This window comes from Rhodoluna lacicola (assembly GCF_000699505.1).
Classification (GTDB): Bacteria; Actinomycetota; Actinomycetes; order Actinomycetales; family Microbacteriaceae; genus Rhodoluna; species Rhodoluna lacicola.
In genome coordinates, this window is the sequence record NZ_CP007490.1 from 1,358,989 (window position 1) to 1,376,708 (window position 17,720).

Here is a 17,720-nt window from a genome sequence, read left to right on the forward strand (position 1 = left end):
CTAAATTTTTAGATCGAAGTTTTTTGTTGATACAGGCTGGGCCATACATTAAGCATGGCCCAGCCCAATCAATTATTTTTTAGCGAACGCCAGCCTTAACACCTGCTGAAACCTTAGCCACGTTTGACTTGTCCACGATTGCAGGACCAGTCAAAACTGGGTTAGATGCAGGCAAGATGCCGTACTGAGCGTGCTGCCAAGCCATTGAGGTAGCTAGGTAGCCCTGTAGCCATGGCTGCTGGTCAATTGCGAATGCCTGAGTACCGGCTGCGATGCGAGCTAGAACGTTCTCTGACAAGTCGAAGGTGCCAAGCTTTGCCTTTGAACCAGAAGCCTTGATTGCAGCAGCTGAGCTGTCTGCATCCTGAACACCGATGGTTACAACAGCGTCAATGGTCTTGTCCTTGGTAAGAGCTGCCTTCACAGCGTTTGAAACTGCAGTTGGGTTACCGAAGTTTGAAGAAGGTAGAGGAAGCTGCTTAGCCTTAGCCTTGCCCTTCGCACCGTCTGCTACACCCTTGCAACGTGCTTCCTGGTTTGCTGAACCTGGAACTGTGTTTACACAAAGAATGTTCTTTGCACCCTTAGATGCAAAGTACTTTCCACCAGCAACACCAGCTAGGTAGTCATCTGAACCAACGTATGCAAGTGCACCGGTGTTCTTTGCTTCCTTAACGCCACCTGCGTTGTAGTGAACAACAGAGATGCCCTTCTTTACTGCACGCTTGATTGCAGCGTTCTCAGCAGCAGGTACCCAGTCAGCTACAACGATTGCGGTTGCACCCGCAGCGATTGCGTTGTCAACTAGCTTTCCAGCGTCTGGTCCTAGGTTGTCGTAGTTCTGTGGGCCAAGCCAGGTAACGGTGCCTCCGGCATCCTTAACTGCCTCAGCTGCTGACTCTGCGCCGCGCTTAACTACTGACCAGAATGGGTCAGATGGCATACCGCCAATGACGTAGACCTTCTCACCGGCTGCGGTTGCTGCAGATGCGTTAATGCCAGTCAGCGCCAATGCTGATGCTGCAACTGCTGCAGCAATTTTTACTGAACGTGAAATCTTCATCTCACACTTCCTTTCCATTTTTGTTTGTTTTTATCCATCGAAGGGAACTTCTCAAGATTCTCGGTTCAGATTTTTCTTTTCAGATGCGCATCTGTCCGAAGTTTTTTTATTTAGTTTTTACAGATTTCCAATTTTCGCCGCCTTGAACAAGGTCTCACACGCAAGTGCAAGACCTTCCTCACGACCAAGCGAAGTATCTTCGTGCTCGATGTTGACCCACATGTTTGGATCCACATCGTGACAAGCCTTTAGAAATTCTGCCCAGTACTCTGCAGGGTGGCCCTTGCCTACCGCTACGAAATCCCAGGTGGAATTTTTTGGCCATTCGTTAGCCCACTCGTCGCCGCCCAGGTTGGTACGTGGCTCATCTTCGCGCAACTTGCGGAAGCTGTTGTCCAATACACCGTTGATTGCAACGTAAGGGTTTACACGAATATCTTTTGCTGCCGCGTGGAAAACCAACGGGCCCAAATCTTTAACTACAGCAACTGGATCCATCTGCTGCCAGAACAGGTGCGATGCGTCGAGCTCTACACCCACGTGGGTTGCGCCGGTGCGCTCAATAAGTTCCCGCATGGTTGCCGGATTGAAGACCACGTTCTGCGGGTGCAACTCAAGCGCAACTTTCACATCGTTGTCGCGCGCTAACTGGTCAACTTCTTTCCAGTACTTTGCAGCAATTTCAAACTGGTAGTCAATGACATCAAGAGCCGCTGAGTTCCAGGCATTTACTACCCAGTTGACCTGCTTTGCGCCTGGCTCACCGCCAGGTAGACCAGACATGGTGACCACGCGGTTCTGACCTAGGCGGTTTGCCAAACGGATTGAACGCTTAACATCGTTGCCGTGCTTGTCACCGATAACTGGGTTAGGGTGCAGAGGATTTCCGTTGCAGTTAAGACCTGCGATTTCAACGCCGGTCCCCTCGAAGATTGCAAGGAAATCATCGCGAGCTGCATCGCTTTCCAAAATCTGATCGATGTTTGGAATGTGCTTTGCCGGCAAGAATCCACCAGTGTTCAATTCGATACCAGTAAGACCAAGACCGGCGATGGTCTTAAGTGCTTCTGGAAGTGAGCGATCGTGCAGGATCGCGTTGTATACGCCAAGTCTCATTATTTGACCTTCTTTAGGTAGGTAGGGTTTGCCGCTGGAACAGTTGCACTTGCACCGCTCTTCAGACCTGATTGAATAACTGCTTCGATGATTTCCATGTTGTGAAGACCATCTTCAAAGTTTGCACAGTACGGAAGCTCTGCAGTTTCTGCAAGACCAGCAACTTCTTGTAGGAACGCGCGGTTCTGGAAGAAGAACTGATCGTTCTGACCAACACCAACACCAGGTGCATCAACTGGCAGACCACCAGCAATGTATGGGTGTGATGGTCCAACCTGCACGGTACGGAAACCGCGCTGGCCATAAGGATCATCATTTAGTAGCAGTTCAAATTCACCGTTGCGTGCCTGGGTGAAACGTGCTGAACCCTTTTCGCAGTAAACCTCAAATTCCAAAGAGGTTGGGTGACCAGCGGCAACACGAGAAACCTGAATTGCACCAGCGGTGCCACCAAAGTCGGCAATGAAACCTGCGTAGTCATCATTCTCAACGGAATCCATCTTGTCTGAAACAGTTGCGCCAGAGTGACCCTGCACCGCACCCGAAGGAATCGGACGCTCAGTAATTGAAGTCACAAAGCGTGCGCCTGAAACAGATTTGAAAGTCTGACCGGTGATGAACTCTGCAACGTAAGAAATGTGCGAACCAACGTCGGCAAGTGCGCCGGTTCCCATGCCGCCCTTGTAGCGCCAGCTAATTGGCGACATTGGATCGCATGAGTAGTCGGCCCAGTAGTTTCCGGTGAAGTGAAGCACCTTGCCAAGTTGACCTGAAGAAATGATTTTTTGAATTGCTGCAATCGCCGGATTGCGCAAGAAGGTTAGACCAATACGAGCAACGGTCTTTGAGTTGTTAGCTGCCGCCACCATTGAGCGGGCGTCTTCAAGAGTGTCAGACAGTGGCTTCTCGCAAAGCACGTGCTTGCCGGCAGCCAAAAGGCCTTCAACGATTTCACGGTGCAGGCTGTTTGCCACCACAACGCTCACGGCGTGAATGTTTGGGTCATCGGCAATTGCGCGCCAGTCTGAGTCGTGGCGTTCGAATCCAAAGCGCTTTGCCGCGGCCAGTCCAAATTGGGCGTTTACGTCACCAATTGAAATCAGCTTCACCTCTGGAAGGTCTGAACCGTAAAGAGAGGTTGCCGCACGGTAAGCCGCCGCGTGACCGCGACCTGCCATTCCTGCGCCGATAACTGCTACACCGATGGACATCTACTACTCTCCTTTGAGGCTGTTGCTTTGGTAATTGGAGCGCTCCCAGTTGGAGCGCTCCACATCAAAGTAGCAACAAGGTTGAACAAAAAGTCCCTGCTTTATCGGATTGTTATCATGTCTTTACATTTGATTTGTTGGACAAAATTGGACTAATTTGGACTAACCATGACTGACACCAACAACCCAATCAAGCCGCCAACGATTTACGACGTGGCCAAAGCGGCCGGCGTATCTAAATCACTGGTGTCTTTGGTGTTGCGCGGCGAAGCCCACGTGAGTGAGGCTCGTCGTGAGGCAGTCCAAAAAGCGATCGACGAACTTGGATATCGTCCAAGTAGATTTGCTCAGCAATTGGCGAGCTCGGCTTCAAGATCTATCGGTGTTCTAATTACCGACTACAAGAACCTTTCCTACATTGGTTTTCTAAAAGGCCTTCGTGAAATTTTTGATGACGCTGGCTACCAGGTAATCATCAGCGACATGCACCGCAGCCAAAATTTTGAAGATGACCCAATCGACGCATTTGCTTCAATGAAAGTTGATGGACTGGTGATTGCAACAGAGGTGGGTGGACTTAGAACACACAAGCTTGATATCCCAACCGTGATGATCGGGCAGCGAGAAACAATTTTGCCAAACTCCGACATGGTCTTCAACGATGACTATGAAGGCACACGGTTGGTAATCGAACACCTAATTGGTTTTGGTCACAAAAAAATTGCACACCTAACCGGTGTGGGTGGAATTGCTACAAACCGACGTAAAGCTTTTTCAAAAATTATGAAAGACGCAATTCTTGATGACATGGTTTTTGGCAATGGTCAACCAACCACAGAAATTGGTGGCTACATGGGCACGATGGAATTGTTGAAGTCCGGAAAAAAGTTCACAGCTATTTACGCAGCGAATGACTACATGGCTGCAGGAGCATGGTCTGCTCTTCGCGAAAATGGGTTAAGCGTTCCAGAAGATGTTTCACTGGTTGGTTATGACAACGCACCGGTAGCTTCTGATTTTCTTTTAAAGTTAACGACGGTTGACGAGCAGGGTATTCCGGTTGGTAGACAGACCGCTTCACTCTTGCTTGAAAGAATTGGTAGCAAGGGTAGCTATAAGCCAAAGAGTATTTTGATTAAGCCAACTTTGGTTCCGCGCACAAGTGTGGCAAAACCAAAATCTGGCAAATAACTTTTTTAGATCCAGCGTGAGGCTAAGTAATCAGCCTTGACGCGACGAATGGTGCCAGAGCGCGCGCGCAAAATAATTGAATCTGTGCGCAGATAGTCGCCGCGCTTTTGAACTCCATCAAGGAGCAAACCATCGGTGACACCTGTGGCAACAAAGTAAGTGTTGTCGCTGGCAACTAAATCGTTGATTTCAAAAATTTTCTCAAGGTCGTGACCTGCGGTTATTGCCTTTTTCATTTCCTCAGGTGACTGCGGAGAAATGCGACCCTGCATGTAGCCATCGAGTGCCTGCGTGGCACAAGCTGAAATTGCGCCCTCTGGTGCGCCGCCGATGCCAAGCAACATGTCAATGTTTCCGCCACCGGTTACAGCGTGAATTCCTGCGGCAACATCACCGTCTAGAAACAATCGCGTTCTTGCACCGGCACGGCGTACAGCTTCCATAAGTGGAACGTGGCGCGGGCGGTCAATCATCGCAACGGTGATTTCGCTAATGTCTTTCTTCAAGGCTTTGGCTAGTTCGCGCACGTTGTCTTCTGGAGACTGGTCCAGGCTCACAGCGCCCTTGCCCTCGCGGCGGGTAATTAGCTTGTCCATGTAGAAGACGTCTTTGGGGTTGTACATGGTGCCTTTGTCACTAACGGCAATCACGGAAATTGCGTGGGCTCGACCAGAAGCAGTCACGCTGGTTCCATCAACCGGGTCCACCGCAATGTCACACTCAGGACCGTTGCCGTTTCCAACAACCTCACCATTAGCAAGCATTGGAGCTTCGTCTTTTTCGCCCTCACCGATTACAACAGTGCCACTGAAATCAACGGTGTTTAGAAAATCTCGCATTGCTTCAACGGCTGCGCCGTCAGCTGCATTTTTGTCACCGCGACCAATCCAGGCGCTGGCTTTGATTGCAGCTGCTTCAGTCGCTCGCACAAGTTCTACGCCTAGGTTGCGATCTGGCTTGCTGCTCATGAATGACTCCGTCGTCTTTGGTTCTCTTTTGCTGTCTTTGTTAATACATACTAGTCCTATGTCCAAACTCCAAGGCTATGTCTATGGCGCTATTGCGGTACTTGGCTTTGGAACAACCTTCATTGGTCTTGCACTGGGGCTCACCGAATTTTCTCCGACCATCATGGCGATTGGCAGAATTATTCCGGCCGGAATCGGAGCAATAATTGCACTCAAACTTGGCCGGCAATCTTTGCTTCCGCCTCGAGACTTATGGTCGAGAATTTGGCTTGTATCTGGTGGTTTAGTTTTTGGCTATCCAATTCTCTCGACCATCGCGATGCGAACCGTTCCTGCATCTGATGCCGGAGTTTTGATTGCACTTTCACCTGTGGCCGGAGTTATAACCGCAATCCTGATTTTTAGAAACAAAACCCCCTCGGCGAAATTTTGGATTGGTGCACTTGGTGGAACTTTCTTTGGAATGCTGTTTTCTGTTTCTAGATCAAACGGTTTAGGCGGCGGTGAGTTTTGGGGCTACGTGATTATGGCGATTGCGGTTGTCATTGGTGCCGTGGGTAATTCATCGGCCGGAGCACTAACCGCAAAATACAAGGCGTTTTACGTAATTAGTTGGGCGATTGTTATCTCAATTCCAATCATGCTGCCGCTCACCATAATCGAATTTATTGTGAATCCAATTACGGTTATGCCAAGTGCTGATGCTTGGTTTGGCTTTTTGTTTGTAAGTTTGTACTCCATATTTTTAGGTCACTACTTCTGGGCAAATGCGCTAAACACAATTGGAATTGCTAAGGCCTCGCAACTACAACTTGCCCAGCCAATCGTCACCATGATTCTGGCAATTTTTATTTTGCGAGAAACCGTTTCAGCATTCACCTGGTTTACTGCCATTGCAATTCTTATTTGCGTTGGTTGGACTCAGCGAATCAATCTGTCGCGCGCAAAGTAGGCAATTCTTTCTTTGTAGTAATGTGGCGGCATGCCTAAATACCGCTTGGCTGCATCAGCCGAAATGATGTTTCTTGATTTACCTTTTGTTGAACGAGTAGAAAAGATTCACTCCCGAGGATTTGAAGTCGAGATTTGGAATTGGGCTAATAAAGATCTGCCTGCTCTTGCAGCAACTGGGGCTAGGTTCAATTCCATGACCGGTTACCTAGAGGGTGACCTTCTAGAGGATGACGGCATCGAAAAGCTTTTGGCAACCGCCGAGCTATCAATTGAGGCTTCAAAGATAATTGACTGCCCAAATCTGAATCTGCACGGTACCGGGCTTGATGACCAAGGCCAGGCAATTCGTAAGCGCTATGGCACTACCCGGGCAGAGTGGCAAACCGCCAGGGATACCCTGGCTCGAATTGCTGAATTGGGTGAAAAGCACGACAAAATTTTTATCTTGGAGAACCTGAATTTACTGGTTGATCACCCTGGCACCCCTTTCGGTTTAGCCTCTGAAGTGATCTCTCTGATTGAGTCTGTAAACAGTCCGCACCTGCGAATGAATCTTGATCTGTATCACGCTCAAATTGGTGAAGGTAATTTAGTTGAACTTGTTCGTCGCGCATTTCCCATCATCGGTGAGATTCAAGTTGCCGACGTGCCTGGTCGCTGCGAACCTGGTACCGGTGAAATTAATTACAAACGAATCGCGCAGGAACTCAAAGCACTTGATTACGCAGGGGTTGTTGGTCTAGAGGGTTGGGCGCAAACCGATTCCGATCTTGCCCTGGATAGATTCGCCGAGGCTTTTGCCTAAGACTATTCAGCTCTAGTTAGTGGAGTAACAACACCGGTTTCAAGTTCAGTCTTGAAGGCGTAAAGAATCTCACGAATTGATTGCGGCTGAATGCCCAAAACCTTTTTTGTGAATTCATTTCCAAGCGATGAATCAACTGGCACTGCTGCGGGAAACAGTTGATCTTCCGGGGGTTCGCTTTGGGTGAGCAATTTGGCATCTAAACCAAAAACCTCACAGGTCAGTTGAGCAAGTTCCATTCTTGAAACGGCATCGTCGCCAACCAAGTGGAAAGTACCAACAGCATCACGCAAAATAACTCGCTCAATTTGTGCACCAATTTCAGCCGCCAGAGACGGTGTGGTTACTTTGTTGACTCGATCTCCGTCCCAAACCGCAAATTTTTTGCCAGCTCGCAGAGTTTCAACCAACGAAAAAACAAAATATCCAAAACCAACATCCTGAGACCTGGGGCTTTGGGTGAGTTGATGCTGCCCCATCACCCCGGCAATTCTGCAGATCGCTCCGTTTTGCGGCGCTAGGTCTCGAATAACCTGCTCGCTAAGTATTTTCAGCGCGCCATAGAAATTGATTGGGTTGCCTGGATCGGTTTCCGGTACTCGATGCTGTGTTCCGTCCATCACCCAGTCGGTTGAAATCAAAATTGGTTTCACACCGGCAGCGTTTGCTGCTCTGGTCACCGATTGAGTCAGCCCTACGTAGGAGTCATAGGCGTAGATTCGATCATCGACTAATTTGTTGAAATCATTGGCGATCGCGCAGTGCACCACCGCATCAAAACCCTGCAAAGCTTCGGCGATCGAGTTGGCATCGGTGAAATCAACCACCTTGACTGGCCAGTTTGGCGCCACCACTGGAGTGCGGCGACCCAGACCAAGAACGTCATGGCCACGGGCCAACAACACCGATGAGATGTTGCTACCAACGAACCCGGTGGATCCAGTGATTGCGATTTTCGCCATTTGTTTTCCTTGAGCTGGATATTGTGATTACAATACCATTGGAACGGTCCACGAATTGGACCCCAACTTTAGTACAAGGACGTCTAATGAGCGAGAAGAAAGTTCGCATTGGCCTTTTGGGCACCGGCCGCATTGGTCAGGTACATGCGATTAGCATTGCCGAGAATCCAAACGTTGAACTTACTTACGTAGCAGACGTCTTTATCGAGGGCGCCAAAAAACTAGCTGCCCAGTACGGCGGCAAAGTAACCGCCGACCCAGCAGAAGTTTTTGCCTCTGGTGAAGTTGATGCGGTGGTGGTTGCCTCGCCAACCCCAACTCACGTTGATCTGATCAGTGCAGCAATTGATGCGGGTGTGCACGTACTCTGCGAAAAACCAATTGATCTTGACATCGCCCGAGTTGACTCGTTGCGAGCCAAGGCAAATGCCGCCAAGACCATCGTTGCGCTTGGCTTCAACCGCCGCTTTGACCAGCAGTTCAATGAAATCCACGCTCGTGTTGCTGCCGGTGAGATTGGAAATCTTGAACAACTAACCATCATCAGTCGTGATCCTGGTCCGGCTGGCAAGGACTACCTTGAAGTTTCTGGCGGCATCTTTCGCGACATGACAATTCACGACTTTGACATGGCGCGTTTCTTTGTGCCAGAGATTGTTGAAGTTTACGCAGCTGGAGCAAATACTTTCAGTGAGGACATCAAATCGCTTGGTGACTACGACAGTGCAGTTGTAACCCTGCGAGGAAGCAAAAACGAGCTTGTCTCAATTACTAACTCTCGTCACGCGGCGTACGGATACGACCAGCGCCTGGAGGCTTTTGGTTCCAAGGGTGCGCTGCTAGCAACAAATGTTTCACCGACAACGGTGAAGCTTTACACCAATGAAATTGTTGAAGCACGCAAGCCTTACCTAGAACTTTTCCTTGAGCGCTACGCGTTCTCATATCGTCGTGAACTGGCTTTGTTTATTGAAGGCATCCAAACCGGAAAAAATGTGAACCCAACATTTGAAGATGGTCGAGCCGCCCTAGTCTTGGCTGATGCTGCAACTGAATCTGCAAAGACTGGCAAGGCAGTAAAGGTTGATCTTTCAAAGTAATTACTTTGAACTCTTTGGCGAGCCCCTCCCCAAAGTAAAAAGAGTTCCGGTCTAGTGGTTGAGACCGGAACTCTTTATTTTTTGTAATTACTCGCTAGCTAATTCAGCGGCAACAGCCTTGATGAAATCCACGCTCGCCTTTGCATCAGCAAATGGGCCATCGGTGTCACCTGGTTCGGCTGTGATCACATTGTCTTGCTCAAGCACAAACCATCCTTGATAGCCAGACTGAATCAAGCTGCGCACTATCGAGCGAACATCAACGTCACCGGTGCCAAGCGGAACGTACATTCCCTCAACTACTCCCTGATAGTAAGTAATCTCACCGGATTGAACACGGTCGGCAATTGCAAGGTTTACATCCTTGAGGTGTGAGTGAGCAACGCGATCAGCGTGATCCTGGGCAAACTTCACAGGATCGGTGCCACCAATAATCATGTGACCGGTGTCAAGACAAAACTTGATAGTTGAGCCATCTAGGACTTTCTTTACATCTGCCTCTGTTTCAACCATGGTTCCAACGTGCGGGTGCAACACTGCGGTCACTCCTCTGGCGGCAGCGGCTTCCTTAATGCGTTCTAAGTTTGCAAAGAAGATATTCCAGCCGTGAGCATCAAGTTCTGGGCGCTTGGTGTCGTACCCCTCTAGGCCAGTCTCAGCAGAGAGCACCATGGTTTTGGCACCTGAGGCAGCATAGCTTTCAAGTTCAGTAAGCACATCTGGCAGCGGGTCAAAGTTCTCTTGGTGCATGATGATTGGAAAAAATCCGCCAACGGCTTCCATTCCATGTTCTGCTAAAACTTTTGCGCGATCGGCTGGCTGGACTGGCAAGAACCCAAGCGGGCCAAACTCTGTAGCGCCCAAACCAAGTTCTGCCATCTCCTTGAGCACTCGCACTGGAGTCATCTGGTGACCCCAACCAGGCACCTCACATACACCCCATGAAATTGGAGCACCAGCAATTTTTAATTTAGACATAGTATTTTTACTTTCGAACAGCGGCTGTTGTGTTTGCCGATGGCTTGATTGAAATCCACTGCTTGGTTTTCATTGATTCTTCAACCGCGTCGTTCACCCTTGCGGCTGCAACTGCATCGTGAATGTTTGAGTTCTTAGATTCTTTACCAATGTAAGATAGTAAGAATTTCTTTGCCTCAATGACTTTGAGATCGTCGTAGCCCATACCAGTTCCGGCGCCGGGCTGGAATGCACCAAATTCTCCGAAACCGGGGGCAACCATAACGCGCTGGTATCCCAGGTGTTGACCCTTGCGACCAATTGCAACCTGCAACTCGTTCATGCGTTCAAAGTCCCACATCACAGAACCCTCTGTTCCGTAAATTTCAAAGTTGTAACTTGCACGCGGGCCAACAGCAACGCGAGATGCTTCAAGAGTTCCCACTGCACCGGCAGCAACCGCATTGTCGGCTAGTCGAACAATCATGCCGGCGTAGTCTTCATTTTCTACCGGCTTCTTTTCGCCACCTTCAATCACATCAAAGTGCGTACCCACACCCATTTGCTGAACCGGGCGCTCAGTGTGAATTGTGCTGGTGATTCCGTTCACGTCTGCAATCGGCCCGGCCATGTAATGAATCAAATCAACCAGGTGTCCCATCAAGTCTCCAAGCACACCGCTGCCGGCAAGCTTGCGAATGAAGCGCCACGATAGGGCTCCGTTTGGTTCTGATGAGTAGTCGGCAAAGAAAACGCCGCGAAAGTTTGTGATGCGGCCAAGTTGCCCACTTGCGATTAGCTCTTTGATGTGCTCCACTGCAGGCGCGTGACGATAGTTGAAACCAATGCTGGTAACTACACCCGCTGCATCCGCTGCGACTTCGACGGCCTCTGTGTCTTCCGCTCCACGACCAACTGGCTTTTCAATCCAGAAAGCTTTACCTGCCTTTGCCGCGGCGATGCCGATTTCAGCGTGCAGAAAATTTGGAGCACAGATTGAGACAACATCAACCTCAGGATCGTTGAGCACATCGGTGTAGTCCAACGTTCCGCGCTCGTACCCCAAAACATTAATTGCGTAGTCCACGCGATCTTGCGCGGTGTCGGCAGCGATGACGAGTTTGGGGGTGATTCCCAACTCAGGGAAAACCACTGGAAGCGCTTGATAGGCACGAGAGTGCACTTTACCCATCCAGCCAACGCTGATGAGGCCTACGCCTACAGTCTTAGGTGTGTTCGACATTGAATACCTTCTGTGAAATAGATGCTGGAACGGTCCAATGATACTGAACACCATTGGCTTTTTGGAATGAAAACAGAAATTAGTGAATGCCGATTTACGGCTTTACACCGATGGTGGAGTTGCGAACCTCAAGTCTTGGCAGCAGCAGAACGTGCTTTCCCTCTGATTTTCGCCAAATATCTTCATCGCTCAAAATCTCTGCCGCCTTCATTGCGATTGCCTTTTTTTCCTGCTCAACCGTGGTCAGCGAAATTCGGTTCAAGGCTGAGATGTAAGTGTTGTCGAAACCTGTGAGTGCAACCTGGTGTCCGCCTGAAGCCTGGAATGCCTCGATTGCCTCCTGAGCACCCAGGGCAACGATGTCATTGAAGCAGACCAGGGCTGTGGGTTTTGACTTTCCCTGAAGAGCAAGTTTTGCTGCGGCGTAGCCAGCTTCCTCAGTGCGGTCACCAAATTGTTCAAGCGGCTTTAGTTTCTTGGCGATCATTGCTTTACGGAAGCCTTGGATGCGCGCCGTGGCAACTTCACCGTCATCTGAACCTATGTAGCAGATTCGCTTGTGGCCAAGTGAAACCAGGTGATCAACAATTAGCTTCATGCCCTCGTCTTCATCAATTCTGAGCACGATAGCGCGAGGCAAGCCTTTTGGAATTGTGGTGGCAAAAATAATTGGCACAGTTTCTGGAACAGACTTTAAAAAACCTTTGTCAGGCAAATCGCCAACCACAAGAATTCCTCGCGGCTTCAAATCAATCAAAGTTTGCACTGTTGATTTCTCTAAAACCTTTTTTCCGTTCACTTCGGTGATACTCGCCGCGGTCATGAAAGTTTGATGCCCGCGCTCTAACAGCGCCTTGCGAGCTTCATCTGCAATTTCGGTAAATAGCGGGTTGTGCAGATCAACAACCACAATCGCCATGAAATTGCCAGCACCGATAGCCAGTGACCGAGCCCAAGGGTTAGGCGTAAAACCAAGTTTTTTTGCTGCGGCTAAAACCCGTTCGCGGCGGTCTGGGCTAACCCCTTCTTCACTAGAAAAAACCAGTGAGACCAGCGACTTTGATACTCCAGCGGCGGCGGCTACATCGCGAATTGTGGGGCGCTTGGTTTGAGCCACTTGCCTTGCCTTTCATCGGTGTTGGTCTTTTTCTAGGCCGGTTTTTTGGACCTGTCCAATTGGACCGTCCAAAGATAACACCGCGAGCACGAATTTATCTCAATGTCGTAACAAAGTCTGGAACGGTCCGAAATTTTCGTCTTTTTGCTGACATACTGACCACGTTAGGACTTCTAGTTCTACAACTCGAAAACTCGAAGATGAGAGGCAACAAATGTCAATGAAGAAGTATGTAGCACTTGCCGGAGTGGCAATGCTTACTCTTGCTGGCTGTGCAGCGCCAGCAGCAGACACTGCTGCTCCAGCAACAAGCGACATCAAGATCTGTGTTTACACACACGGTGACGGTGGAACTTTCTGGTCAGTAGCTCAGAAGGGTGCCGAGCAGGCAGCCGCTGACCTAGGCGTAGAACTTGACTACCAGGGTGCAAACAACGATGCTGCTAAGCAGGCATCAACCATCGAAGCCGGTGTTGCAGCCGGTTGTGACGGTATCGCAAGCTCCGTACCAGATGCAGAAGCACTACAGGGTCCAATGGACGCTGCTAAGGCTGCTGGTATCCCAACCGTAACCATGAACTCAGGTTCATCAGTGTTCACCAAGCTTGGTGCTTTCACACACGTTGGTCAGGATGAAGTAATCGCTGGTCAGCAGGCTGGTCTAAAGTTCAACGCAATGGGTGTGAAGCACGTGCTTTGCCCAATCCAGGAAGCTGGAAACGTTGGTCTTGCTGACCGTTGTGCAGGTCTAAAGCAGACATTCAAGGGTAAGGCTGAAGAGTTCAACCTTGATGGTGGTCTTGCTGACCTAACCGCAGCAACCGCAAAGCTACAGGCAGCTCTTGAGGCTGACAAGACTATCGACGCAATCTTCGCGCTAAACGCTGACATCGCTGCAAAGGCTGCAATGCCTGCAGCTGAGGCAGCTGGCGTTTCAGTGAAGATCGGTACCGTTGACATGTCACCTGAGGCACTAGACGCAATCGAAGCTGGCACCATGGAGTTCGCGATTGACCAGCAGCAGTACGCACAGGGCTACATGTCAGTAGTTCTTTTGTACCTAAACCTAACTAACGGACACGAGCTTGGTGGCGGTCAGCCTGTATACACAGGTCCTGGCTTCGTAACCAAGGACAATGTAGCCAAGGTTAAGGAACTAGTAGCAGCTGGCTCACGCTAGTCACTAGCTTCAAAAGCTAAGCAGTATATAGAAGGTGGGCTGGGGAATCCCTGGCCCACCTTTTATCTCAAAATCAAAGCTTCAAATATTCAAGTTAGGTAACAAATGACACAGTCGTCAAAGGTAGATGAGCGAGTTAAACAAGCCTCGCTGATTACCAAAATTCTGCGCCGCCCCGAGTTCGGAGCGTTTCTGGGCGCCATCGCAATCTTCTTCTTATTTGCCACTACCGATACCACCGGCAACTTCGCTCAACTCGGCGGAATCTCCGGTTGGACAGACATTGCAGCTCCAATCGGGATCATCGGTATCTCAGTTGCATTGCTAATGATCGCTGGCGAGTTTGACCTTTCAACCGGTGTGCTCGTTGGAACTACTGGTCTGCTGATTGGTATGTTGGTCACCGAATTCAACATGAACATTTGGCTCGCAATTCTTTGCGCATTTATTTTTGCTGGAACAGTTGGATTCATTAATGGCTACGTGGTTGTAAAAACCAAGTTGCCGTCATTCATCGTGACCCTGGCAACTTTCTTCATTCTTAAGGGCGCAAACTTTGCTTACACCAAGATGGTAACGGGTTCTGTACGTGTAACCGGCACCGATAAAGCCGAGGGGTTTGATTTTGCCGAAGCCATCTTCGCTTCAAAATTTGGTGAGGCAAATTTTCAAATCGCTTTGGTCTGGTGGATTGCAATTACCATCATCGCTACGTTCGTTCTAACCCGCACTCGTTTTGGTAACTGGATTTTCGCAGCCGGTGGCGACGCAAACGCCGCACGCAACGCAGGTGTACCGGTAGACAGAACCAAGATCATGTTGTTCGTTTACACCGCACTCTCTGCAGCACTGGTTGGCACCATGTTTGTTCTTCGCTTGAAGGGCATGCAGGCTGGTCAGGGTGTTGGCCAGGAGTTCTACTACATTATCGCCGCAGCGGTAGGTGGAACCTTGCTTACCGGTGGCGCCGGTTCGGCTATCGGTGCTTCACTTGGTGCCTTGATCATGGGTATGGCTTACATTGGTATCCCTTACTCACGTTGGGATTCAGACTGGACCGCAACTTTCCTTGGTGTGATTTTGTTCACCGCAGTAATGATCAATACATACATAGGTCGCCGAGCTAAGGGAGGCAAAAAATGACAACGGTAAACGCCCTAGAGCTAAAAAATGTTGGCAAGCAATTCGGAAGCGTAATTGCCCTTCAGGGAATTTCGATTCAGGTTGAGCCAGGTTCAGTTACCTGTGTGCTTGGCGACAACGGTGCCGGCAAGTCAACTCTCATCAAGATTCTCTCCGGTGTGCACAAGCAGTCATCTGGTGAGTTCAAGGTAGAGGGTAAAGATGCTGTCTTTGAATCGCCTCGCGACGCACTGGCAAATGGAATCGCAACCGTGTTCCAGGATTTGGCAACAATTCCTTTGATGTCAGTTTGGCGAAACTTCTTCTTGGGTAACGAAATCCGTTCCGGGTTTGGTCCATTCAAGTGGTTGAACGTCAGCAAGATGAAAGAGATTGCCAAGTCTGAGCTACTAGCGATGGGTATCGACCTTCGCGATGTAAACCAGCCAATCGGAACACTTTCAGGTGGTGAGCGTCAGTCGGTAGCGATTGCCCGCTCTGTTTACTTTGGTGCCAAGGTGCTCATTCTTGATGAGCCAACCTCGGCCCTTGGTGTTCGCCAGTCTGGAATCGTATTGAAGTACGTCCTTGCCGCTAAGGATCGCGGTGTATCGGTTGTGTTTATTACTCACAACCCGCACCACGCTTACCTAGTTGGCGACCGCTTCTACCTGCTAAACCGGGGTCAGTTGCTCAACGCTTTTGAGCGCAAGAACGTGAAGCTTGAAGAGCTAACCAAGGCAATGGCTGGTGGTGCAGAGCTTGAGACTCTAACCCACGAGATCAACGTTGTACGCGGTAAGTAATTAGACACCGATGCGAATCCCCCGGCCGAATGGCTGGGGGATTTCTCTTTAACTAGTATCAAAACATGACTATTGAAGTGCGTGAACTGAGCGCCACAGATTATGACGCGTGGCTTGTGCTGTGGAATGGATACCTAGATTTTTACAGTGAAAACCTTCCAGAGGGCCTGACCGATCTTTCTTGGCAGCGGATTATCAACCCTGAGTTCAACCTGCACGGGCTGGGCGCTTTTGAAGATGGCAACTTACTTGGCATCGTGCACTTCAACTTTCAGAACTCCACCATTTCAGTCAATGGCTTTGTGCTGCTAGAGGACCTTTTTGTTAGTTCAGCAGCCAGGGGCAAAGGAGTTGGTCGCAAACTAATTGACGCGGTGAAGGCTCGAGCCCAGGCAGCCGGCTGCTCTCGGCTTTACTGGGACACAGACCGAACCAATGAAACTGCTCGACGCCTGTATGACACTTACGTTCAAGAGGCCGGCAAGGTGCAGTACCGTCTGAAATTGCTCTAGTTTAAGAAACTACTGCGCTCACCGTGTTGCTAAAACTCTGATAACTTCAGAGTTTCTTAACGCCCCACGCTCGGAGCTAGCATATCGTGGCGCACGATGATGGCATCACGACCAGGGCCAACGCCAATAGCGCTGATGCGAGCGCCGCTAATCTTCTCTAGCGCAACGATGTAATCCTGCGCGTTCTTTGGAAGATCTGCGAAGGTGCGGCAGCCAGTGATGTCTTCAGACCAACCTGGGAAGTTTTCATAGATTGGCTTTGCGTGGTGGAAATCAGACTGTGAAACTGGCATCTCATCAAAGCGCTTGCCATTTACTTCGTAAGCCACACAAACTGGAATCTCTTTTAGTCCGGTAAGCACGTCAAGTTTGGTCAACACAAAATCGGTAACACCATTGATGCGGGCTGAGTAACGGGCAATCGGAGCGTCGTACCAACCGCAACGACGTGGTCGCCCGGTAGTGGTTCCAAATTCAAAACCAGTTGCGCGCAAGAATTCGCCGTTCTCGTCAAACAACTCGGTTGGGAACGGGCCGGCGCCAACGCGAGTGGTGTAAGCCTTAACGATTCCAATTACGGTCTTGAACTCACCAGGGCCAATTCCGGAACCGGTTGATGCACCACCAGCGGTTGAGTTAGATGAGGTCACGAACGGGTAGGTGCCGTGGTCAACATCAAGCATGGTTGCCTGACCGCCTTCGAACAAAACAACCTTGTTTTCATCAAGTGCGGTGTGCAATTCCAATGCGGTGTCGGCGACCATTGGGCGCAGGCGCTCTGCGTAACCAAGAAGCTCGGCAACAACTTCGTCAACACGAATCGCTGCGCGGTTGTAGACCTTGGTTAGCAAGTTGTTCTTGGCAACTAGTGCGCCCTCAACCTTTTGACGCAAAATGCTTTCGTCGTAAAGATCCTGCACACGAATACCAACGCGGTTAATCTTGTCAGCGTAGGTTGGGCCAATGCCGCGACCGGTGGTACCAATCGCACGCTTACCAAGGAAGCGCTCTGAAACTTTGTCAACGATGACGTTGTAAGGGGTGATGATGTGCGCGTTGGCAGAAACGCGAAGCTTGCTGGTGTCAATGCCGCGAGCGTTCAGCGCTTCAATTTCTTGGAACAGCACCGATAGGTCAATGACCACGCCGTTTGAAATAACCGGGGTGACGCCAGGGGTAAGAATGCCAGAAGGCAAAAGGTGAAGTGCGTACTTCTCGTTGCCGATGACAACTGTGTGGCCCGCGTTATTTCCGCCATTGAACTTAACTACGTAGTCAATGTGCTCTGCCAGAAGGTCTGTGGCTTTGCCTTTACCTTCGTCACCCCACTGGGCTCCGATAATCACTACTGCGGGCATACTCGCACCTCTTTATATAAAGGGTTCGTACGCGATGGCGTACATCTAAGTTTAT

Annotated in this window: 17 protein-coding genes; 8 read left to right on the forward strand and 9 right to left on the reverse strand. The window is 49.9% G+C overall.

What is annotated here, in order from left to right:
* Positions 1-79: 79 nt before the first annotated feature.
* From RHOLA_RS06610 to RHOLA_RS06620, 3 genes are all read right to left on the reverse strand, one after another.
* A complete protein-coding gene (locus tag RHOLA_RS06610; RefSeq protein WP_038503322.1) occupies positions 80-1,063 on the reverse strand; it encodes a sugar ABC transporter substrate-binding protein in 984 nt (327 codons plus the stop codon).
* Between the two features lie 117 nt (positions 1,064-1,180).
* On the reverse strand, positions 1,181-2,179 hold the full coding sequence (locus tag RHOLA_RS06615) for a sugar phosphate isomerase/epimerase family protein (RefSeq protein ID WP_038503325.1): 999 nt from the start codon (positions 2,177-2,179) through the stop codon (positions 1,181-1,183).
* Positions 2,179-3,390 carry a Gfo/Idh/MocA family protein gene (locus RHOLA_RS06620; RefSeq protein WP_051636364.1) on the reverse strand — a complete coding sequence of 404 codons (1,212 nt, stop codon included), beginning with the start codon at positions 3,388-3,390 and terminating at the stop codon, positions 2,179-2,181. Before RHOLA_RS06620 ends, RHOLA_RS06615 begins: the two co-directional genes overlap by 1 nt.
* A 168-nt stretch (positions 3,391-3,558) precedes the next feature.
* Here RHOLA_RS06620 and RHOLA_RS06625 point away from each other — a divergent pair, with 168 nt between their 5' ends.
* Complete coding sequence (locus RHOLA_RS06625) at positions 3,559-4,581, forward strand: LacI family DNA-binding transcriptional regulator (RefSeq protein ID WP_038503328.1); 1,023 nt, start codon at positions 3,559-3,561, stop codon at positions 4,579-4,581.
* Positions 4,582-4,586: 5 nt separating this feature from the next.
* Here RHOLA_RS06625 and glpX read toward each other — a convergent pair whose 3' ends face one another.
* The gene (gene glpX, locus RHOLA_RS06630) at positions 4,587-5,549 is read right to left on the reverse strand and encodes a class II fructose-bisphosphatase (RefSeq protein WP_038503330.1); all 963 of its coding nucleotides are present in this window, start codon (positions 5,547-5,549) and stop codon (positions 4,587-4,589) included.
* Positions 5,550-5,607: 58 nt separating this feature from the next.
* Between glpX and RHOLA_RS06635 the strand changes: the two genes are divergently transcribed.
* Together RHOLA_RS06635 and RHOLA_RS06640 are read left to right on the forward strand one after the other, a co-directional pair.
* The gene (locus tag RHOLA_RS06635; RefSeq protein WP_038503333.1) at positions 5,608-6,501 is read left to right on the forward strand and encodes a DMT family transporter; all 894 of its coding nucleotides are present in this window, start codon (positions 5,608-5,610) and stop codon (positions 6,499-6,501) included.
* A 30-nt stretch (positions 6,502-6,531) separates the two neighbouring features.
* Positions 6,532-7,308 (forward strand): TIM barrel protein, encoded by a 777-nt coding sequence (locus RHOLA_RS06640; protein WP_038503336.1) that lies wholly within the window; start codon positions 6,532-6,534, stop codon positions 7,306-7,308.
* Between the two features lie 2 nt (positions 7,309-7,310).
* Here RHOLA_RS06640 and RHOLA_RS06645 read toward each other — a convergent pair whose 3' ends face one another.
* On the reverse strand, positions 7,311-8,270 hold the full coding sequence (locus RHOLA_RS06645) for an SDR family oxidoreductase (protein WP_038503338.1): 960 nt from the start codon (positions 8,268-8,270) through the stop codon (positions 7,311-7,313).
* An 86-nt stretch (positions 8,271-8,356) separates the two neighbouring features.
* On the opposite strand from RHOLA_RS06645, the gene iolG reads away from it, so the two are divergent.
* Positions 8,357-9,370: an inositol 2-dehydrogenase gene (iolG, locus tag RHOLA_RS06650; RefSeq protein WP_038503340.1), complete on the forward strand. Its 1,014-nt coding sequence runs from the start codon at positions 8,357-8,359 to the stop codon at positions 9,368-9,370.
* Positions 9,371-9,457: 87 nt separating this feature from the next.
* On the opposite strand, the gene RHOLA_RS06655 is transcribed toward iolG, so the two are convergent.
* From RHOLA_RS06655 to RHOLA_RS06665, 3 genes are all read right to left on the reverse strand, one after another.
* Complete coding sequence (locus RHOLA_RS06655) at positions 9,458-10,348, reverse strand: sugar phosphate isomerase/epimerase family protein (protein ID WP_038503342.1); 891 nt, start codon at positions 10,346-10,348, stop codon at positions 9,458-9,460.
* Between the two features lie 7 nt (positions 10,349-10,355).
* Complete coding sequence (locus tag RHOLA_RS06660; RefSeq protein WP_038503345.1) at positions 10,356-11,570, reverse strand: Gfo/Idh/MocA family protein; 1,215 nt, start codon at positions 11,568-11,570, stop codon at positions 10,356-10,358.
* 94 nt (positions 11,571-11,664) lie between these two features.
* Complete coding sequence (locus tag RHOLA_RS06665) at positions 11,665-12,687, reverse strand: LacI family DNA-binding transcriptional regulator (RefSeq protein ID WP_038503349.1); 1,023 nt, start codon at positions 12,685-12,687, stop codon at positions 11,665-11,667.
* Between the two features lie 214 nt (positions 12,688-12,901).
* Here RHOLA_RS06665 and RHOLA_RS06670 point away from each other — a divergent pair, with 214 nt between their 5' ends.
* The 4 genes from RHOLA_RS06670 (at position 12,902) to RHOLA_RS06685 (ending at position 16,307) form a co-directional block, all read left to right on the forward strand.
* The gene (locus tag RHOLA_RS06670) at positions 12,902-13,867 is read left to right on the forward strand and encodes a sugar ABC transporter substrate-binding protein (RefSeq protein WP_051636365.1); all 966 of its coding nucleotides are present in this window, start codon (positions 12,902-12,904) and stop codon (positions 13,865-13,867) included.
* A gap of 105 nt (positions 13,868-13,972) precedes the next feature.
* A complete protein-coding gene (locus tag RHOLA_RS06675) occupies positions 13,973-15,010 on the forward strand; it encodes an ABC transporter permease (protein WP_038503353.1) in 1,038 nt (345 codons plus the stop codon).
* Positions 15,007-15,795, forward strand: a complete 789-nt coding sequence (locus RHOLA_RS06680; RefSeq protein WP_038503356.1) for an ATP-binding cassette domain-containing protein — start codon at positions 15,007-15,009, stop codon at positions 15,793-15,795. The genes RHOLA_RS06675 and RHOLA_RS06680 overlap by 4 nt, the downstream gene beginning before the upstream one ends.
* Positions 15,796-15,860: 65 nt before the next feature.
* Positions 15,861-16,307 (forward strand): GNAT family N-acetyltransferase, encoded by a 447-nt coding sequence (locus RHOLA_RS06685; protein ID WP_038503358.1) that lies wholly within the window; start codon positions 15,861-15,863, stop codon positions 16,305-16,307.
* A gap of 56 nt (positions 16,308-16,363) precedes the next feature.
* Here the strand turns inward: RHOLA_RS06685 and RHOLA_RS06690 are convergent, their stop codons facing one another.
* Positions 16,364-17,665: an adenylosuccinate synthase gene (locus tag RHOLA_RS06690; RefSeq protein ID WP_038503361.1), complete on the reverse strand. Its 1,302-nt coding sequence runs from the start codon at positions 17,663-17,665 to the stop codon at positions 16,364-16,366.
* Between the last annotated feature and the right edge of the window lie 55 nt (positions 17,666-17,720).